The following is a 20,875-nucleotide window of genomic DNA, read 5'->3' as shown; positions in this document are numbered from 1 at the left end:
ATGGCCGGAACTAAAAAAAAGTCCAAACCAACTCCCCTTCCTATCCCGGAACGTTCAAACGAGTCTCTCGTTCGAGATCGAGAAAAGTTTATGACCTTAGGAGATCATCTGGAAGAACTCCGGATGGTTCTCATTCGATCTCTTCTGGTGGTTGCGGTGATCATGGGAATCTCCCTTTTTTTCGGAGAAGAAATCCACAGAATTCTGGCTCAGCCGTATAAGAACGTTCTCGGTCCCCAAGCGACGTTTTATCAGATCAAACTGATGGCTCCGTTTATGATCTACTTAAAGAGTTCTTTTATGATCTCGATTCTTCTGGGTCTTCCCTTTGTTTTGTTTTTTCTCTGGGGTTTTGTTTCTCCGGCTCTGGACCCCAAAACGGATCGGTATGGAAAATTTCTGATCTTTTTTAGCACTCTTCTTTTTTGGTTCGGGGTTTGGCTTTGTTGGACGGAGGCGTTTGAGAATCTTTTGAGAATTTTTCTCGTCAACTTTCGTCCTCCCGATATCGAGTCGAAACTTCCGATCGACGAATACTACGAAATTTTTTTTAACATTCATTTGATTTTCGGTTTATCTTTTCAGCTTCCTATTGTACTCATTCTTCTTGGAAGTTTAGGAATCATAAGAGCTTCGTTTCTCATTTCCAAATGGAGAGAAGCGATCATAGGTCTCGCGGTGGCGGCTGCGGTTCTTTCGCCGGGACCGGATTTGATTTCCATGTTGTTCTTGTTTGTTCCTTTGACCGTTTTGTTTGCCGTTTCGATCGTGCTGATGAAGGTGATAGAGAGAGAATAAATTGTTTATTAGAATTCCTTCCAAACTAAAACTACCCGTCGCCGTTTTTGTCTTAAGTTTTTTATTCTTCCTTGTTTATACTGTGACGGACGACATCATTCTTAAATCTCCTCTGGGACAAAACAAGGCGATCTCGTTGTCGATTCGACTTGCGATCTCTCTTTCATTTTCCACACTTCTTGCTTCTCTCGTTTTTTATTCGGTGAAGTTGATCTACGCTTCGATGCGTTCTCTCGTTACTTTGGTGCAGGATTGGGGGAGCGACGTCTATGAAGAAAATCCGGTGGCGGAAAGAGACGACGAAATAGGAGAACTCGTTCGAGCGTTTCGTCTAAAATTCTTTCAACAGAAAGAATTGGAGGCTAATCCTGCTCAGGATACAATGAACGAAAGGACGAGAGAAATCGCGGACTCGATCCAAAGAGCGTTCTATCGGATTCAGCTGCCTAAAATTCGGAACTTGGATATTTCTCTTTTTCCGAGGATGAGCGGAGACTCTAACTGCGATTATGTGAACGTGATTCCGACCGCCGACGGTTGTATCGGCGTTCTCGCGGGTTTCCCGAGCCCCGGAGTTTTAGAATCCGCTTTTAAAGCGAGGCTGGAAGGGATTTTTTCCTTAGCCAACGAAGGAAACGGTATAAGAGGTGAAGAATGGATTTTTAAGATCGGAAAAATTCTTTCCAAGATGCCGATTCCATTCTTAAATCTTTCTCTCTTTTATCTTGAAACCAAAACCGGAGAGCTCGGTTATATTTCTTTTCAAGAGATGCCCGCGTTTACTTATAAAAATGAAGAATTGATTCCTCTCGAAAAATCAAAGATGCGTTATTTTGATTATAAAGCCGTCGAGTTGGATCTCAAAAAAATTACCCTGAAGCTGGGCGAATATTGGATCCTTACTTCGGATCGAATTTATTCAGCGATCGGAATCCCCTCTTCCGAATTTACAAAACAGTTTCAGACCTCTCTTGCTGGAAAAAAATTTCCGAACTCCAGAGACTTACTTTTAGACTGTGGAAGGATCATTGAAAAACGTTACGGGAAAAATGTTCTGGAAACCTCCGCAATTTTAGCAGTAACCCGAAAGCAGTAACTTTTTTGTCGTAGTTCCGACGGTTTTTCCGTAAACGACGCGGGCCCCGCCCTGATTGGGTGGAGGTGGTGAGGTGGCGGGAAAAAATCGAGAGACTTTCCTATATCATAAAAAATGCATATATGCAAGCACAATTCTGACATTCAGTTTTTTGTAGGAACTCCTACAAAACTCTCTTTAGGCAATTATAAGAATTATTTTTATTAAGCAGAATCGATTTCTTAATCTTCCTATCGTAGGTCCGACGGTTTTTCCGTGAAACTCGCGCGACCCCGCCCTGATTGGGTCATAACCTTACCCACACGATTTAGGATCAACCCGATCGTTTTGTAGGAGTTCCTACAAAAGCTATGAAAGAGAATTTTCCTTGCAAAATTATAATTCTGTGATATAGGAAAATGTCCCGGATTTTTCCGCCACCCGCCCCTCCACCCAAAAAACTCAGGGCGGGGCTTTCGTTTCACGGAGGATTGTCGTTGTTCCGACAGATTTTTCTTAAGATTCAAACAACTTTGTGGGTGGATAGGCTGATTGGGTGGAAGAACTCAATACGACGCTTTTTACGAATCGCGTCGCAGGAAATAAATCGAGAGACTTTCCTCTATCAGAAAAAATGCATATATGCAAGCACAATTCTGACATTCAGTTTTTTGTAGAAACTCCTACAAAAAGATCCTTCCGCAATAAGATCCCGATTCGAAACGACCAGGGATGATCTCAAAAAATAAAGAAATCAGACCTGCCAATTCACCGTTTCGATAGAATCAAAATCCGGAATGATTTCCGGGCTCCTCTCTCTCCAGGAAAAAATTGAAAACGTTTTCAGAAATTCTCCCTTAAGAATTCCAACTCTGATACAAAATCGGACCAAACGCCGTCACAATCAAAGTCAGAAACAACACGATGATCGGAACGATCACTCTTTCATATCTTGAAAAAAAGCTCGCGTGATGAATCTCGGGCTCCCTTTCCAGATATTCCCTGACCACGTGTTTCGTCAAAAGATGATTTAAAGCAACCGGGGGAGTCAAATATCCGAGTTCAAAGGAAACGAGGGCCGTCATCCAAAAGTTGAGAGGATGAATTCCATTCGCTTTCGCGATCGGATAAAGAGTCACTGAAACCAAGATCACGGCTCCATACGGATCCATCAGCATTCCGATGATCACTAAAACAAAGGTAAGAACGATCATCGCGGAAAGCGGAGAACCCAACTGGGTCGGAAAAAGATTGATCACGTTCGATCTCTCGAACACTCCTCCCATACAAGCCGAAAGTCCCATCAACATCAGAAGCGCTCCCAAATGGGAACCAGTATCATAAGAAGTTCTCGAAATTTTGATCACGTCTCTTGCGCCCGATGCCGGATGGTGTTCCTTCAGACTTTGTTTGTGATCCCAGTAGATCAGAGCAAGCATCGCGATCGGAAGCATATAGGGTGCGGTGTGTTCGTCAAAATGTGTGTTCAAACCGAAGACAAGGATAAAAACTATCACGATCGCGATCAGAATATAAAGACTAAACGGTTTAAAAACCGTCCAGGTTTTCCCAAGAGCGCCGTTTTCAGGTTGAATCTTCCAAGAGCCTTTTCTCAAAAACCAACTTACTACTAAAAAAAGAGTCGTGGAAATAGCAAAAACTCTCCAACCCCAATGAAAGAGTTCATCGGTGGTCACATCCAAGTTCAAGGAAGCGACAATGACGACAAGAAGACAAGGAGGAAGCACTACCCCCAAACTTCCGCTCATCGCTGTTGCGGCTAACGCTCTTTCCTGGGACGCCCCCGCCCTTCTGAGTTCCACGAAAATCGTAGCGCCTAACGCAAGCACAACGATTCCGGAGGCTCCGCTGTAAGCGGTCGGCAACGCGGCCGCGATTACGACGATCACCGCCAGGAGTTCCGCCGGAAGTTTCCAAGGTTTCAAAAGATCGAAAAATCTTCTTCCCAAAGAAGTATCTCTGAGTAGAATCCCGGTCCATACATAAAGACCGATCTGAATATAAAGAGTCGCGTGAGCCGTCAATTTCTGAAGATAAATAGCGAGCCCTGCCGGATGGTGTTCGATCAGAGTAAAATAGATTCCGCAAATAAAGGCCATCCAACAATACAAAGGAATCGCGAGAAGAATTTCGGAGAACCGACTCGTAGCCTGTCCTTCCGAAAGTTGTTTAAATTCAGAATTTCGAATATTGTTCAAGTTGAGCGCCGTAAGAAAAAGTAGACCTCCGATCCATAGGATCTGAATCTGCGCCTCCACGCCCTTGCTAAATGGAAGCATATAAGAAGCGGAAAATACCAGAATGAGATTCGCCGCGATCTGACTGATCTCGGAAGCGAGTTCCTCTTTTCGATTCTCCGGGTTTTTCAGAGCGATATGATAACGTCTCGTGGTGGAAACGATCCCCGCTACAAGTAAAAGAACCACCATCGTCATCGGAATATAGTCGATTGCAAAAATGGTAATCGTGGATAGTTTTCTTTCAGTTCCACAATAAAGTTTTTGCCCAAAGGTCAATTCCATCGGAGTAAAAACAGCAGCCGGAACATTTTCTTTTTTCGGGGAAGTTTTGGTATCACTGGATCCCAAATCCAATTCTTCCAAAAGAGCCGAATCGGACGCGCTCACTTCGACTTTTTCTAAGGAATTGATATCGGAAGCGATACAACTGATCCGAATTTCCGCATAACGCGGCCAGATGTTCTCTCCCAGTTCGAGCATCCGAGCCTGAACCAACTGACCGAAACTTTGCACCAGAGGAACGAAAAGAAAGAGCAGTACTGCCCAAGATACGATTTTTTTTGCCATGTTATCTTTGTTTTTTATTCTAAGGAATCGGAACATTCTTCCGCATTCGCATCGGCCTTACAACGAACACCTTTCATCAATTTTAGGATCGATGCGTGATACACGCCCTTATCCCTGAGTTTGATACGGACCTCTCTGAATTTCTCGAAATAACCTTTGATTTCTTCCTTCGGTACTTCCAACCAGTATTTTGCGGGAACTTCCTTCTCCGCTTTTCTTGTGAGTTCTAACATAGTCTCAAACTGAGTGGCGGCCCATTGTCTGGACTGATTTCCATAATCGGCGGGAAAATCCGAAGTTTTTCCTACGATCTGAAACGTAAGTTGTCCGATCGGAAACTTTACGATTCCTCCGTTAGGCACAACACCTTTCATAAGTTCCAACGGTTTAAAACCGACCGCGGGAGAATAACACGCGTCCGCTCTTCCGTTGTTAAAAATTCCGGCGAAGGTGGCGATTTCCGCTGGAACCATAGAGGAACCAACCACGTCGACCATCGTCGTCGCGGCTTGATCGTAAGTGAGAGTTGCGATTTTTTTACCGGCGAGATCTTTGATGGAACGGAGTTTCTTATCTCTCAAAAGAAGATAAACGGCTCCGCCCGGAAACATCGCCATCGTTTCGTATTCTCCGGAAACGTTAAGCTGTCTCGCTTTCGGATTGGACAATACGTCGATCGTTCTTTTCAAAAGATCGTAAGATGGAAGGGCACCGATCGCTTCTAAAGAACCCGACTGAGGAACATATCCCCGAACACGAAGACTTGTTAAAAAGGCAAGGTTACATTTACCGGCTTTGAAATCGGAATTCGCAACGACCTCGTCCGTATAAGCCTTCGGTTCCAATCGGATTCCCCAGTTGAGCGCCTGTGTTTGGTAACGAAGAGCGGACTTATAAATATCTCCGTGAGTTCCGGAAGGATCAAAAACGCAGATCGTTTTGTTGATCGGATCTGCCGCAAAGACGGATGACGTTAGCAGAAGAGCTAAGGTCGCGATTAAAAAGATACGGATTCTTTTCATGGATATTCTCCTATCAATTGAATTCAAATTAGAATGGCGTAAAAAATCAGAGTCCTTTCAGAAGATCGTCGTCTTCTTTCATGTCCCTTTTTCCCTGTGGAAAACTTCCAAGAAGCAATGGGCCTCTGTGTCCTTTTTCCTTGATCCAGATTTTATCGGATTCGTGTCTCGAAAGTTGTTCGGCGTAGGCTTCCAAAAGTTGATATTCTTTTTGCGATTGACCTTTCTCCAAAAGTTTCGCGTGTTCTTTTACGGCTTTTTTGATCGCATCTTGATTTCCTCTCCCGGCCAGAGCCTGGATCTGAAAAGCCCGGGAAAGACTCACCCCTGCTTTGTCGCCTAACGCGACTGCACGATCGAGTTGTTGAAAGGGATCCTTTCCCGGCGGAGTCGCACCCGGAATTGAAAGCCAGATGATCGCTTCAAGAGCGAGGGGAACTCCCCACCATTCTTCCGGAACCAGACACTTGGAAGCGTTAGACACGATCGAAGGAATATCCGTGGAAACGTCGCCAACTCCTTGGGCGGCACGGTCGTGAAGAATCGCAAGTAGGCTCGCGGAAAGTCCGATCAAATAGAAGAACTGATCGTCTTTCGATAGAGAAGGACATTTGCCGTTCCATTCTCCAAAATAAAGATTGAATCTTCGGTACGCTTCTCCGTAACGTTTTGCAGCGAGACCGTGATTCCGAATCTCGACGGCTTGATGATCCGTGGCTTCGTCGCCTTTTCCTTTTCGAACCGCCGCAAGATAATGAAGCTCGGCTTCTTGCGCGTTCTTTTCCGCGCACATCCCTGCTCCGAGCATCGCAACGAGGACCGGAAGATCGGGGCTTTTGCTCACTCTTTCAAAAGAGGCAATGAGAGGAGCCAAGCTGACTCCGGCGCTGCAGACCGAATCCAAATCCTTGGACTCAAGCATAAAAGGAATCAAATGATCTTCTGCGTAAGAAGAAATCGTTCTTCCCGTGACATTGTAAACCAAGGAACAGGAGGGAGCGTTTATTGTAACAATCGTTACAAATAAGAAAAAACCAACTTTTAACTTTTGAATTTTCATTCGGGCACATTTATCGCTTAAGAGATTTTTATGAAACTTAATCACGGCTTCGGATCCGTCCATGATTTTTTTATAGAATGGTCGTTTTATTTTATCCGAAGAACCGCAAAATTCTAAAAACTAAAAAAGAAAAGCAACTTATAAAAGTTTCATACGACCGCATTCCGATTTTGGAATCAGGAAGAATAAAACCCTCCCGATTGGAACGAGTCTTCCGAGTTTTACTAGATTCCTTCCAAAAGAATGGGAATTTGTAAGACATCCTACACTCCGCTGAAATCTGCAGAACTTCTGAGGTCGCGTTTGCGACTGCGGACGGTCTTGTCGCCGTTACCGTAAGGCTTGAACGAACAAGAGTCGATTTCCGAATCGAAAGCAAAAAAGCGATGATTCGAAGAGAGGAACCAGTTTTGAGCGGGAACTAAATCAGAACAAACAAAACGAGATTCTCAAATGTAGAAGCTCCTACATAGAAAAAAGAAGATTCAACTTTACAACCGAATTAGGATCCGCGGTTCCAAACCGACTGAATTGCTTACGCCCGACTCACTGCCCCCGAGCGAATTTTCTCGATCAAACTGAGAGTCTCAGATTCCGGATCCACACCCAATTCTTTCCTGAGAGATTTTCGAAACTCTTCGTATTTCCGAAGAGCTTCATTCTTACGATCGAGTTGTAGAAGGGCTTCAAAGTGAAATCTCCAAGCGCGCTCGTCCAAGTCATCCAAACGAATCCAACTCGCGGAATCTTCCAAAAGACCTTCCATCTCTTTTTTTTCCGCGTCCTTCTCGCAAAGAAAACGAAAGATCTCAATCAAACTCTTTCGAATGTATTCTCTCCGAATTTCCGATTCAGGAAAGTAAAGGTCGAAATCAAAAAAATCTCCTCGATAAAAGGCTCTTGCAAAACGAAACTCCTGGATCGCCGATTCGGTGTCGCCCTTTCGAAACGCTTTTGCTCCACCTTCGTAGTGTTTTTCGAACATCTGAAAGTCGGTCTGAACAAGATCCTGTCTAAAAAAAAGTCGATCCTCGGAAAACACAAGAGCCTCCGGATTACCGATAATTCTCCGCAAACGAAAACAAAGGGCGTGAAGACTGTTCAGCGCATTTTTATCCGTCATACCCGGCCACAGAAGTTCCAAAAGTTCCTCTCTATGAATCCCCTTCTCAAATCGTATCAGAAGAATTTTCACAAGTTTGAGCATCTTCTTTTTACTGGAGATTTCGGTCTGTGGAATCCGAACTCCGCCCTTTTCCAATTCTAAACTTCCGAGCGCTCTGATAAATATCAGATCTTTTTCTCCTTGTGGAGAACCGATCTTCGCATACGCGACCTTTACGTTTTCTTCTTTTAACTTGGATGGATCCGTCGCCTTGTTCGAATTGAGTTCGAATTCTTCCGGGGAAACCAAGGCCTGTTTTAATTCTTCTCGAATCTCTCTCCCCGATTTATTCAGAGTTAAAAAAGAATCCACGGAAAACATCAAAATCAAAAAACTAAAATGGGAAGTGTATGGAATCGGAAGCAGATCCATCGCAACCAAAATATCTAAAAAAACGTTCGAACAAAAAATCACCAAGCCGATCAAAAGAAATAGATTTCGAAAAAGATTTCTTAGAAATTGAGTGATGACCTTAAACAAGGTCCAGATGATCATAAGAATTCCGGAAAGATAAAAATACTGAACAAGAAGCGGTTGATCGGTTTCATAAATCACGATTCCCAGAGCGGGAAATTTTCTTTCGTGCGCGAGTCCGATATGATAGGAATTCGGGTCCACGAGGATCACCGCCGATAAAAGTAGATTGAGAAGAATGTAGAGATAAACAAAGTCTTTGCTGAAAATTCTGCGATAGCTGTTTACAAAAAGAACCAAGCTCATTCCAAAGATCGGAATACACGCGTTTTCAAAACGTTCCCAAATCAGAGCATCCTGAGGGTTGACCGCATTGATTGTTCTTGTAAAAAATAACAGATAAAATCCGTATGCAACTTGTAAAAATGCAAAGTGGAGAAGATAGATTTGCTTTCTGTTCTTATAAAATAGGAATAAATTGTGGAGTGTCCTATACGCTAGAATTGTAGCAACCAAGTAGCACGAGATTTGATAGAGCGTTATATTCATTGATTTTCAAATACCTTTTTTATCTTACAACCGTTCAGTTAAATTGTGAATAAATGCTCATGATCTTTTTATCAATCAAAATTCTTTCGCCAGTATTAGAATGCAGAGAATTCTGATTTTGGAATTAGTTTTTTAGAGAAACTTACGTTTTTTTAAAAGAGAGTGGAACAAAATAAACGTTGTTCTTCCCAGTCAGTGTAAAGGTAGGACTTCCTGCAAACTAGCAAGCTTTCATATCGTAGAAAAAAGGACCAACTCTTCTGATCCTCCGTATCGAAATCTGTGATAAACCCGACAGAATCGGGGTTTATTCTTACGGACAAATGATCAAGGAACTCGGATCACTCGCGGCTGCTCCTACAAATCTCATCCCGCCCAACATATACGGATCGGAAGTGTTTTCCGTCGCGAGTGTGAAAAACTGTATCACGTTGCTCCTTGCATTGATCGCACAAGCCGTATTGTTCGTAGGATGTCTTAATTTCGGAAAGTTAATTTGCGGCGGAAGAGGAACTTCCTTCAGAATGCTGTTGATCAACGGAACCACAAGGGAAGTCACCAAAGGTTCGATCACGCTGTAGATTCCGTCAGGGTCTAATCCGAACGGATTGTATGTTTGTCCTTCCAATACCTCGACGGTATAATCCAAATTCGAGGTGGAAAGAACCACCTGAAGCGCATTCAAATTCTGTAAATTAGGATCGTTGTTTGGATTGGAGAATGTGATAAACTTAAAGTCCGCGTCCGCAGAAAGGCTGATCCGAACGGCGCCTAACGTGTATGAATAACCGTTAGGTCGAGTATCGTTTCCGCAATCCGCCAACTCCGCTCCCGCAAGACCCGTACAACTCGCCGGTTTTTTTGCGAGGATCTTCAACTGCATTTCCGTAAAATACAGACGTAATTTCGGAATTCCCGCCCCGGTCATCGGTTTGAATTTTACGCTCGGTGCAAGGACGGGCTCCATCACCATCTCGATATCATCGTACGGTTTGGCGGCCGGCGCCAAAGCATTGGATCCGTTCAGCCCTTGCAGTTTTTCTCTTCCCGGCGCCAAGATCGTAATGATCGGCGAGGCCTTGAGCAGAGTTGTAGTCAACTGAAAGAGCGGATTCCCTCCGGAATAAGCGTTGATCGTATCGATAAAGGTCTTGTTCATATTGATGTCGAGACCTCTTCTCTGCCAGAGATGAAACGCAGCCTGTGAAATCGTATCCGAATGTAAGGAAAGTAAAAAGCCCGGATTTGAGTTGCTCTGAGTAAACTGATACGTCGAAGGAAACGGAGTCGCGGAATTTCGGGTCAAGATCATTCCCGATTTTGCGGCCTGAGTCCGAAGTCCCCTTCCCTGCGGATCCACGTAATTGCTGGAAAAGGAAAGATCCAGATTACTCACGAGACCTTTATTGACGCCGTCGTGTTTGATTAAACTCTCCTCTCTGAGTTTCATTTTTACCGTGAGAGGAAAGTCCTTCAAAGGAGCGGGCAAATAGCTTGGAAGTTGAATCGTCACTCCGTCGTCCCTCAGAGCCCCGACGACAGAATTCAAAACGTTAGGCGCAATCCTTTGTACTATATCCTTGAGCATATACTGAGTGATGATTCCTTTTACGTAAGGAACCGTTCCGCCCGCCAAGTTCTGAACCGTTCCTCTTCCGATGAGAGGGACAAGGATGTTGTCCACCCCTCCTTCGTTGGAAGCGATGTATTCCATCGGCGCGGTATACATAAAATCTTTTGTATCCTCCGCGCCGGAATAAATTCCCATCGGAAGAAAGGTCGGATTGGACCAAGGCAAGACGAAAAAGTTATTCGTTACGGAATCGATGTCCGAGTTATTCGGATTGTTGGGAAAGATGGAATTGTTTACTGCAAACGGGGCTCTCACCGCCATGGAAACCGTTCCCGTAGAATCCACGGAAAGAGAATTTCTGGCTCTCGCCATTCTTAAAGAAGGGGTTGTGAGATAGATATTCGGAAGAACGTTGTTTCCTCCGTTTAGATTCGGGTCCACGCTTGGATCCCAATTCAAACGGGCCGTCGTTTTAAAATACATAAGAGTTCCGGGGGAAATAAAAATCGTATACCAGTCCTCGTAACGGGAAACTATAAAAAGATCAACTTCCACATAACGCGAACTCAGATCCAGTCCAAGACCTGGAGCCGTGTTTGCCGTTCCCGGATTGACTTTCAGATCCGCCGCGATATTCCCCAATTGAGTTCCGGAAGAATTTTTTACAAAGGACGGGAGTCTCATGTCCGTAACATAAACGTCCATCGTCATACTCGCCGCTCCCAAAGAATCTTCCAAAGGAGCATTGTATCGGCTAAAGGGAGCGGCGGCTTTCGGCCATTTGTCAAAAGCCCATTCTCCTTGATCCTCGGCCCCCTTTGGTCCTACGATCGATGTAGGATACGTCGGATAAGTCGGAGATGGAACCCAACAATACCCTCTTCCTTCGGCGCCGGGTTTCGCGCCCAACACGGAAATAAATTCTTGATTCCTAAAATCGTCTATCTTGTTGGTTCCGCCGGAGCCCGCTTGCCCGGGACGAATACAAGCCTCTCCTATATTCCATTGGCCGTTGTCATAAAATTTCTTTTTGGAACGATCCGGAAGTCCGATCAGAAATTCTTGAAACGTTCGAGGAGTTCCGTTGTTGTCCTGCACCTTAAAAGCGCCCGTAGTAAACTTTTGAATCACCTTTCCGAGAAAAGGAAGCATCTGAGCCTCGTCCATTACTCCGTTCGAAATGTTTGCGAGAAGTGTGTTCGCGTTTGTAAGATTTCCGTAATTAAAACTGAAATATTTTTTATAACTCGGACCGAACTTTGTCTGAATTTCATAATAGTATGTGTTTCCACCGATCACCGGAGGAAGCGTCGAACTCGAAAGATTCAAGCTGATCGGATCCATAGAACAAGTGGAACCAGGCGCACTGCTCGGACAAATCTGAATCGAACCGCCGCTTCCGCTTTTCCTAAGATAAACGGATTCGATATAGTTTTCACCGTTGACCGGATTTTGAAACGTAGAATTGACCGTTATCGCCGAAGAAGTATCCAGCGAAATATCGTCGGCTCCGTTGAGGTTACGCGTCATTTCACCTTGAACGATCGAGTTGTTGAGAGAATAATTGAATGTAGTTTTAAATTCTTGAGAATACGGAATCAGAGGTTTGTTGGAAACGGTCAATGCGTCTTGGTTGATCGAAATCGTGTATTTCTCTCCGGGTTTCAATTCTCTATAAGGATTGAGGATCAACCTTTGTTCGCTTGCCCAATAAAACTCCACACCGATGCCGGGCCCGGCCAATGGTCCCGAAGTTCCCTGTAACGTTATGCTCGCTTCGGTAAGCGCGCGGTTCATCGGTTTTGAAAATTGAATTTCCAGATCCTTATAACGGTTTACGTTTTCATAAGAATTGATAAAAAGGTGAGCCTGGGGTCCGGTTTGTCCGAAGTTCGCCGGAAGAGTAGCGACGTTATTGTCCACGTTATTGTAAGCAGGAATAACGGAGGCGTTCGTGTTTTGTCCTCCGCTTGTGCTCCCAAGATCAAAAAGGGCCAATAGATCAAAGCCCGAGTCCTTCTTCTGATCCGTGCAATTGACCCAAAGGATACTCAAAAAGATTAAGATTCCGATGAACTTACTTTTCTGAATTCGCATCTGAAACTCCGTCCTGTCTTGTTCTATATTTCTCTTCAAAACAAGGGCAAGAATACCGGAAGGATCGATTTCAGACTTATCTAGTACTTATATTCTGGTTTTTTTTTCGAATGTTCGAATAAAAAAGATTATTTATAACAGTCGTTTTTTATAAAACGTAGGAACTCCTCGATTTCTTACAAAAGGCCCTATTTCGATGGAGGTTAGAATTCGAATGCGGAATCCAAAATCTTTCGAAATCGATTCGCGCGACTGATTCCAATCCTCTGCCTTCAACGAGCGACTTTTTAGATTCTTCCGGCGGATCCGATTGGACTTTTTTATCAATCTTCACGTTTTAAAAACTTCCGATCGTATTAAGAATCCGGAGAGAAAATCAAAAATTACTCCAAAAAACTTCCTGTCCAAATCCGACGTTTCGCCTAACTCACGTTCATGAATTTGAATCCGAAATCGCATTCTCAAAAAAAGAGCCGGCCCCTTTTTTGAAAGACCGGCAAATCTGTTCTGCTTTTAGAGATTTAGAATGAGGCACTTATCGTGTAAAGATACTGGTCAAATTATCCCAGTATGTAGTGGAATCTTCATTCTTATTGAATCGATCCCAGAAGACGGCTCCATCCGGAAAGGGTTTCCTTCCCTTCTCCGTAATGTCCGCAAAAAGATTCATCAAAACTCCCGCGCTGTAAAGAAGAGAATGATTGCCGGATCTGCTCTGCACCATATCCGAAACGGTAAGTCTTTCCAAATCGTCAAAGATATCCCGAATCGTATAAGGAGTGCTCATGTCCGTTTCCAGATAACTAAAAAATTCTCCAGTCAGGGAAAGACCCATCAGAACTCCGTTGATACTTCTTCCGTAGGGCGCCGAAATCTGGACAAGCGCCGGAGTATCCGAAGTCAAAAGACCCGTTACAAGAAAGTCTCTGTTACCGGATTGATCCTGAAAGATCGATCCCAAAAGATTGAGAAGATGTTTGATCTCCTCCCGGCTCGGCGTCACTTCCAAAACCAAATCCATCGAAAAGTCCAACATCGGGATCAAAGAATAAACCGAATCCCGCGAGAGATAATCCCTCAAACGAACTGCGACAACTCCCATATCGTCCCAGAGAGGATCATACACGTTAGTCGGTCTTGTATCGGGATAAACCGCTAAGTCGTTTCCTAATCTTTCAAGATAAGCCTGAAGATTAAACTGAACCGCAGAGGGAGTCTCGGATGTAATCTTAATCTCTCCGACAAACGATGCGAGCCCCGCGAAAAACAAATCGGCCCCGCTCTGTCTGCTCGGTCTTCCCATTTCTGCGAGCATCTGAACCAGATTGGTCAAAAGTTTTGTTTTGGAGACCAGGTTCAAAATACCGTCTTGAAATCCCCTTTCCTTTTCGATGAGCACGGAAAGCGGACTCCGGATCGGTTCTTCGGTGATCGGATCACTCTGACGAAAAAGGTATTCTTCGGGACCGGCGAGTCTGTTTCGAAACCTTCCGTTTGGCAAGGCGGTCTTTACGATCGTAATCGTTGTGCCGCCGGAGTTTGTCTCCAAATCGACGGTCTTTGTAAGAAGAGGACGTGTCAGGGCCGCGCTCAGTCCGGTCAGAAGCTGAAACGGATTTTTATCGTTTAACGAATCGCTTTGATCCGCGAGAACTTTTGCGAGAGAGACGATCAAAGGAAGAAGTTTGTTTCTCCGATCCCAGTACGAATTCACTTGAGAAGGTGTAACGGAGTCCTGGGAAAGAAAGGAAAGTCTTTCCATAACGGGAAAATTGAATGCGAATACGGGAGGCAAAACTCCGTATTGGGAACTCGGAGGATAGAAGATATTGTAAACATTAGAATCTCCTAAACTATTAAAAGTGATAGGATTACTTCCGCTCGTTCCGTAGTCCCAGGCTTCCAAAAAAAACATACTGTCCCCGGGAAGACTTGAAAAATTCTCTTCTAGAACCGGACGTCCGGCCACTCTAAAATTAGGTTGGGTGGAGGAAGCGCAGCCCGGTTTCCAAAGAGATCCGAGCTGATTCCACTTCCCGTTGATCTTGGAACCGCAGTTAGCTCCGTCTTGAAACTGAGGTTTTGCTCCCATCAATCCTTTGAGTCCGTTTGCAATCACTGTGACAAAAGCCGCCATCTTATACGGAACTCCGGGCCCTAAAGAAGCGCGAAGCGGAATTACAGCGACCATTCTTTTTTCGGAAAGAAGCCACTGAAAATTCTTATAGATCACTTCTTCGTCGGTTTCCAGAGCTCTTTCTGAACCTGACTTTGTGATTTCCCAAATGGGAATGCTCCAACCCTTGGACCCGCTCGCATTCACTCCGGAAGCCACCGGAGTAAATTGGTTGTTCAGATAACTCGCGTTAGTTTCTCTTCCCCCCGGACCGACCCAACGACACAAACTTCCGTTCGTACAAACTCCGGATCCGGTATCGGAAACCTTGATTCGAAACTCGGAACTGTACCAAGAGGACTTATAGATCAGATCGTTTCCCGAGGAATCCATATAAAGATTTCCGTCGAGACTGTAGATATTTCCGTTAGCGTCCTTTCGATTTTTGTTATAATAAGGACCGCCGCCGGATAGAACGACGTTTGCGATGAGTTTCATCATAAACGGAATTGTTTTTGTAAATACCGGATCGGTCGCTGAAGGAACGGTGGAAGGATCGGGAGCTTCCAGAAGGGCCAACGTAGGAGTGTTGATTCCCATCGTAAAAGGAGTTGGAGAATTCGCGTCTCCATTCCGAAAGACGGCTTGATCGTTCGCGCTTTGATTTAAGAATGCTTTGACACCGAGGTTTCCCGTCATTGCGGAACCCAACGCGTAGATACTATCTCCAACCGTAAGAACTCCTCCCGTCATCGGACCTCCGTTAACGGCGCTCGGCTCCAGACTCATGATCGTAGTGTCCGTAGGATTTTCCCATCGAAAACCGTAGGTATCGGCTAACGTTAGGAGAAACATCAGATGCTCCAATGCGGAAACCTTATATTCAAATCCTCCATAGGCGCGGTCTCTTCCTAGATAGTCCATACGGATCAATTCTTTTAGAGAAAAATCCACATCCTCGATCGAAGTCAAAAATCCGAGATGAAAAAGGGTCTTACTCAATTCTTTCCCCAAAAGAACGTTAGGGTCCTTTGTGTAAATTCCCCCGTTAGTCAGCATCGGACGCAGATGACGAAAAACTTCGGTAAGAACGACGGAAAAGTCCGAAGGATAATCCGGATCTCGATAGTCGTTGATTCCGGGAGAATCATGAACCGCTCCTCCGATCGTATAAAATTTTTCTAAATTTACGATCAGGTCTTTGAGGGTCGTATCGGAGGATTTGAAATCACTAAAACCGCCTCTTTGCTGAAATGTATTTCCGATTTCGGCGATCAGACGGATCATCTGATTTTTGAGAACCTTGTCCGCGCTTAAGGTAGGATCGATCATTCCTTTGAGAATCGATTCCACGCCGATTCTAGCGTTTGTATTTTGAACCAATGCCTTGTGGAGAACCGTTTCCAAATCCTGAAACAACTCGATCATGTCCGGATCGGAGAGCGCGGAAGCAAGTTCCCTGTATTTTGTTTCCGTGTCACTCGTGTTAAACGTATTGTAAAGATAGATCAGAGCCTTTTGGCTGATTGGAGAAAGATTACGGACGACCTGCCCCGGATATCTCCGAATTCTTTCCAACCAAGGAACGACACCTTCGAAAGCGCCGGAAGGGGCGTCTTTGAAACGGTGAAGGAGAGTGTTAACTTTCAGAAGAGATTCTCTAACGCGAGCTTCCGGTTTCAAAAGCATATCCGAAGAAACTCTCAAAAAACCCGTGATGTCTTTGCGAGATGGCTTTCTCATAGAACTGTCCAATCTCACGTTGAACTGCTCGGGTTGAAGACTCTGAAATCCGGCCTTTAAGGAAGGATACTCGTTCAAAAGATTGAAAAGTTTCAATCCTCCGTCGTCGGTTATATTGTCATAGAAGGAAAGCGCATCGAATTTCTTATTCTCCGCTTTGCAGGAAAGAAGTCCGCAGAAGATGCAGAGGACCGCCGTGTATTTCCAAGGCAAGAATTTCATTTTCAAATCTCCGTTTCAAATCGCATGGGAAAGAATACGAAGACCGGATACAGTTCCCTTATTTCAGGCTTATATTCCGATGGATTCCGAAAAAAAAATATAAATACCGACGTATGAAAACGGGAACAGCTCTTAATATAACAATTGATATTTTATAATCAAACAAAAGGATTTAGAAAGAATCGGATCGGCAAGAAAGGGGAAAAAATCAGATTCCATTTTTTGAATCTAGAAAATCGAATCTTAATAAATACCATCCATTAGAAAAGGGCGGCTTTTCGATTACGCAGAATAAAAGTTCATTTCCCTCGTTCTTAAAAAATGAAAAAAATCCAAAGGTTGAAATTCGATTCTTATCAAACTCGAAAAAAGAATTTTGGAAGGCGGAGGAAAACAGAATTCAAAATTCTAAAAAAAGAAGTTTCCACGATTCTTGTTTTCAAAACCGAAAAAAAATCAGAGCAAAGACTCGCGTATGAGAGACATAGGACCGGTTTCACTCTCCAAATCGAAAAAAAGAATCGATTTGAATTTGATTTTTCACAGTTCCCCACACAAAATATGAGATTTTCTTGACATTTTTTTGACTATGACTACTGTGAGCGCGACTGGAATTTTTAGCTGCCTTTTCCCGGGTCAGTTGAGAACTTTTGAACTATGTAAGCAACCAGGAAAGGTCACCTCACTCTCGAACCCCGCTGATTGATTGGTCTCACCTAGTATCTGATTCAGATTTAAAAGCCAGTAATTTTTTGTAAGGACCCTTTCTCATGAACATTTACATAGGCAACCTCGCCTATCAGGCAACCGAAGACGATCTCCGTAAAGCTTTTGAATCTTTTGGAGAAGTAACCTCTGTACGCATCATCACTGATAAACTTTCCGGAAAATCCCGGGGACTGGCTTTCGTGGAAATGGCGAACAAAGACGAAGGAAACGCGGCGATTGACGGCTTAAACGGAACTCAAATCCGTGGAAGAGAAATCAAAGTCAACGAAGCGCTTCCTAAAAAACCTTTTCCGGAAAAATCTCGATCTAGATATTGATCTTTTTCAAGGGGGAGAAGCTTTCGCTTTTCTCCCTTGACAGAAGTAACTCAAGACCGTAGCGTTCGCTATTGTGTCCGAGTTTGACTTCTCCTTCCTTCAGTCCGTTCACTTTCTCCCCAAGATTTTTCATTCTATCTTTCATTGGATGGGAATATTCGGAACCTCGCTTGGTTGTCTGATGTTTCTGGGGCAAATCGTCCTTCCTCATAAAAATCGCCTCAACTACCTTTTGGGATTTCTTTTCTTAGGAATGTCAGTGCTTCAAGGAAGTTCGATTTCCATTCTTTCTTCCAAAGAAGAATCTCTTTCTTGGCTGATTCTTCTGCATATTCCCGCTCTTTACTCAGTGGGTCCGGTGTTGTATGGAATTTACAAAGTGAGTACGGGAGAATCGTTTCCTTCTTCCAAAAAAGAAACCGCACTCCACTCCATTCTTCCGGTCTCGGGAATCCTAATCTATATTACGGTTTTATTTTTTTATCCGGACATCCATTCGGTTATCCACCGAGCCTTTGTGGAAAGAATTTTTCCAAGCGCATTGGATTGGGCTTTACTTCCGGCCGTCCTTGGAATCGGACTTTATGTTTCTCTTGTTTTGAAAAGTTCGAAGGATCTCTGGAGATGGGAAGTTTGGAAATCGGAACCTACCGCGAGAATTCTGAGTTTTCTCGTAGTCGCTTCCATTTTTCATCTTACTTTAGGTGCCTTCTTTTTTATCACAAAAATTCCTGACTTTCTGATCTTAACCACGGGTGGAATGGGATTTGCGCTTTGTGCGGCGTATTTGATCGGTCATAGAAATCCCGGATTCTTTCAAAAACTCGAAGAAATCACAAAGGCGACAAAGGAAAAGTATGCGCGTTCCCTTCTTGTGGGAATCGACCGGGAAGTATTAAAGGAAAATCTAATGCAGTTGATGGAAAGAGATCGTTTGTATCGGGAAGAAGACCTCGGACTCGGCGATCTCGCGGACGAACTCGCCCTTTCCTCACATCAGGTTTCCGAATTCTTAAATCAAGAATTAGGAAAGAATTTTTCCGTCTTTGTAAACGACTTCCGAGTCTCCGAGGCTTGTAGCCTGCTCAAAGAAGAACCGGATAAGAGCATCCTAGACATCGCCTATTCGGTAGGTTTTCGCACAAAGTCTTCCTTCAATCGCGCCTTTCAAAAACATACCGGCGTGACACCGAGCGAATATCGTCTGCAATCTTTGGCTTAAAAAAGAAAATTGATTTTTTAAAAGTGAAAACATTCAATCTTAGAATTCTGAAATCAGAAATTTTTTTAAGATGTATCCGTCGTAACTACGACAATCCTCTGTGAAAAGTCGCGCGCCCCACCCTGATTTTTGGGTGGCGGGGCGGGAGGTGGAAGGGCTCCTGGCGACTTTGCTCTATCATAAAATCAATATTTTGCAAGTAAAAAGTCTCGAATGTAGGAAATCCTACAAAAATTTTGATTGGATCGCCCTGATTCGAAATCGCTTTTTTAACTTGTGGGTAAGGTTATGCTGATTTTTGGGTGGAGGAGAGGGAGGCGGAAAAATTCCGGAAACTTTCCTATATCACAAAATCGTAATTTTGCAAGTAACAAATTTCACTGCCCAATGTCGGAACTCCGACAACGATTCCGATAGGGATCTTTTTGATTTTCAATCGTCATTCCAGCTTGTGGGTAAGGTTATGGGGTAGATATGGAGAGGCGGGTGGGAAAATCTTCGAGGGACTTTTCTATATCAAAAACTCCTAATTTTGCAAGTAAAAATGATCCTTTGTAGAACCTCCTACAAACCCTCCATTGAGGGAACTCTCACAAGACCTCCCCACTGCCAAACGTGATCCACCCCGAGCATTCGAGGCGCGATCTATCGATTCTTACCCGCTCTCTCGACCGAATCGATAGAATAGGACGACGTCCTCCGGAAAAAAACGTATGATTCCTCCTAACTCCAATACGAAAAGAGGTCCGGATGAACACTCTGACACTAGCGAAAAACGAAATTCTTCCAAAAAGAAAACCAAAAAAATGGGAAACCCTAGAACTAAGAGATAAGAATATTAGAATTATGCGTTGGATCCGATTTCGAGATAAAAACCTGAGAAAAAAATTCTCCATTTTAAAACACCAGGATTTTTTAGGCGCCTTTATCACATTCGGATCCGCGGCGATGATGGTCCTCACCGCAGGGTTTTACCTCGCAAACGTTATCCCCGCTTGGGCCGCCATCGTCGCCAACGCGATCTTTGCTTCTCTCCTGCACGAAATCGAACACGATACGATTCACAACCTCTATTTCAAAGACAACGAAACGATGCAGAATCTGATCTTCTGGACTGTCTGGATCTTTCGCGGAAACACGATCAGTCCTTGGTATCGAAGAATGATTCATACTTTGCATCACAAGGTTTCCGGAAACAAGGACGATATCGAAGAAAGATTGATCGGCAACGGAATGAAGCCCGGTCTTGTTCGATTTTTCGCGATGATAGACGGAAACATTTCCGCGATTCTTAACTTTAAAAAATTGGTCAAAGACGCTCCGAAGTTTAAAAGAAACGAAATCGTAAAAGAAAGTTGGCCTTGGCTCGTAGTCTATTATACTCTTTGGTACAATTTTTTAGGAATCAATCTAATCTATTACGGAAGCCAATTCTTAGGTTTTTCCCTTTCCATTCCCTATCCTGAAATTTTAGAATCGGCTCGTTCTTTTCTAAACGCCTCCGCGGTGGTCTATCTGATTCCCAATTGGATCCGTCAATCGAGCATCCAGATAATTTCTTCCAATATGCACTACTATGGCGACGTGAAAAACATCAATCAACAGACTCAAGTTTTGAACGTTTGGTTCCTCGCGCCTCTGCATCTCTTCTGTCTTAACTTTGGAAGTACACACGGAATTCACCACTTCGTCGTGAATCAGCCGTTTTATCTCAGACAGATGGTTGCTCCTTTTGTTCATCCCGCGCTGAAACGTTACGGAATTCGTTTTAACGATTTTGAAAGTATGCTTCGCGCCAATCGTTACTTCCCGGTGGAATCCCAGGTCGTTTAACAAGATCGGACTTTCCCGGCCGGGAAAGTCCGTTTTACAAAATCAAAACAGTTTCTTCTCTTTTTCGTTTTTCTTTCGTTCTAAAAAAATCAATTTTGTTTTCCAGGAGAAG

The 20,875-nt window shown here is 44.0% G+C and carries 10 protein-coding genes and 3 pseudogenes; 5 read left to right on the top strand and 8 right to left on the bottom strand.

Annotated features, from left to right (window positions below; genetic code table 11):
• The gene (gene tatC, locus JWG44_RS17905; RefSeq protein ID WP_232371713.1) at positions 1 to 798 is read left to right on the top strand and encodes a twin-arginine translocase subunit TatC; all 798 of its coding nucleotides are present in this window, start codon (positions 1 to 3) and stop codon (positions 796 to 798) included.
• Position 799: 1 nt separating this feature from the next.
• Positions 800 to 1,894 carry an Arg-Lys translocation region protein phosphatase RktP gene (gene rktP / locus JWG44_RS17900; RefSeq protein WP_205276357.1) on the top strand — a complete coding sequence of 365 codons (1,095 nt, stop codon included), beginning with the start codon at positions 800 to 802 and terminating at the stop codon, positions 1,892 to 1,894.
• A gap of 836 nt (positions 1,895 to 2,730) precedes the next feature.
• On the opposite strand, the gene JWG44_RS17895 is transcribed toward rktP, so the two are convergent.
• The 8 genes and pseudogenes from JWG44_RS17895 to JWG44_RS22575 form a co-directional block, all read right to left on the bottom strand.
• The gene (locus JWG44_RS17895; RefSeq protein WP_205276356.1) at positions 2,731 to 4,701 is read right to left on the bottom strand and encodes a TRAP transporter large permease subunit; all 1,971 of its coding nucleotides are present in this window, start codon (positions 4,699 to 4,701) and stop codon (positions 2,731 to 2,733) included.
• Positions 4,702 to 4,715: 14 nt separating this feature from the next.
• A complete protein-coding gene (locus JWG44_RS17890) occupies positions 4,716 to 5,723 on the bottom strand; it encodes a putative solute-binding protein (RefSeq protein ID WP_205276355.1) in 1,008 nt (335 codons plus the stop codon).
• 46 nt (positions 5,724 to 5,769) lie between these two features.
• Positions 5,770 to 6,783, bottom strand: a complete 1,014-nt coding sequence (locus tag JWG44_RS17885) for a hypothetical protein (protein WP_205276354.1) — start codon at positions 6,781 to 6,783, stop codon at positions 5,770 to 5,772.
• Positions 6,784 to 7,318: 535 nt separating this feature from the next.
• Positions 7,319 to 8,083, bottom strand: a pseudogene (locus JWG44_RS22720) (BTAD domain-containing putative transcriptional regulator); the annotation flags it as partial.
• 134 nt (positions 8,084 to 8,217) lie between these two features.
• Positions 8,218 to 8,911 (bottom strand): annotated as a pseudogene (locus tag JWG44_RS22715) (7TM diverse intracellular signaling domain-containing protein); the annotation flags it as partial.
• 313 nt (positions 8,912 to 9,224) lie between these two features.
• Complete coding sequence (locus tag JWG44_RS17875) at positions 9,225 to 12,581, bottom strand: Ig-like domain-containing protein (protein ID WP_205276352.1); 3,357 nt, start codon at positions 12,579 to 12,581, stop codon at positions 9,225 to 9,227.
• 535 nt (positions 12,582 to 13,116) lie between these two features.
• Entirely contained in the window at positions 13,117 to 16,662 is a 3,546-nt protein-coding gene (locus JWG44_RS17870) for a hypothetical protein (RefSeq protein WP_205276351.1), read from the bottom strand.
• Positions 16,663 to 17,158: 496 nt separating this feature from the next.
• A pseudogene (locus tag JWG44_RS22575) lies at positions 17,159 to 17,385 on the bottom strand (hypothetical protein).
• Positions 17,386 to 17,432: 47 nt separating this feature from the next.
• On the opposite strand from JWG44_RS22575, the gene JWG44_RS17865 reads away from it, so the two are divergent.
• The 3 genes from JWG44_RS17865 (at position 17,433) to JWG44_RS17855 (ending at position 20,763) form a co-directional block, all read left to right on the top strand.
• Positions 17,433 to 17,708 carry an RNA recognition motif domain-containing protein gene (locus JWG44_RS17865; protein ID WP_002152104.1) on the top strand — a complete coding sequence of 92 codons (276 nt, stop codon included), beginning with the start codon at positions 17,433 to 17,435 and terminating at the stop codon, positions 17,706 to 17,708.
• 148 nt (positions 17,709 to 17,856) lie between these two features.
• Positions 17,857 to 18,930: a helix-turn-helix domain-containing protein gene (locus JWG44_RS17860; RefSeq protein ID WP_205276350.1), complete on the top strand. Its 1,074-nt coding sequence runs from the start codon at positions 17,857 to 17,859 to the stop codon at positions 18,928 to 18,930.
• A 750-nt stretch (positions 18,931 to 19,680) separates the two neighbouring features.
• Positions 19,681 to 20,763 (top strand): fatty acid desaturase, encoded by a 1,083-nt coding sequence (locus JWG44_RS17855; protein WP_205276349.1) that lies wholly within the window; start codon positions 19,681 to 19,683, stop codon positions 20,761 to 20,763.
• Positions 20,764 to 20,875: the final 112 nt, after the last annotated feature.

Origin of the sequence: Leptospira ainazelensis, from assembly GCF_016918785.1 — a bacterium.
GTDB lineage: Bacteria > Spirochaetota > Leptospiria > Leptospirales > Leptospiraceae > Leptospira > Leptospira ainazelensis.
Note: the sequence above shows the minus strand (reverse complement) of the source record. Positions and strands in the feature narration are given on the sequence as shown.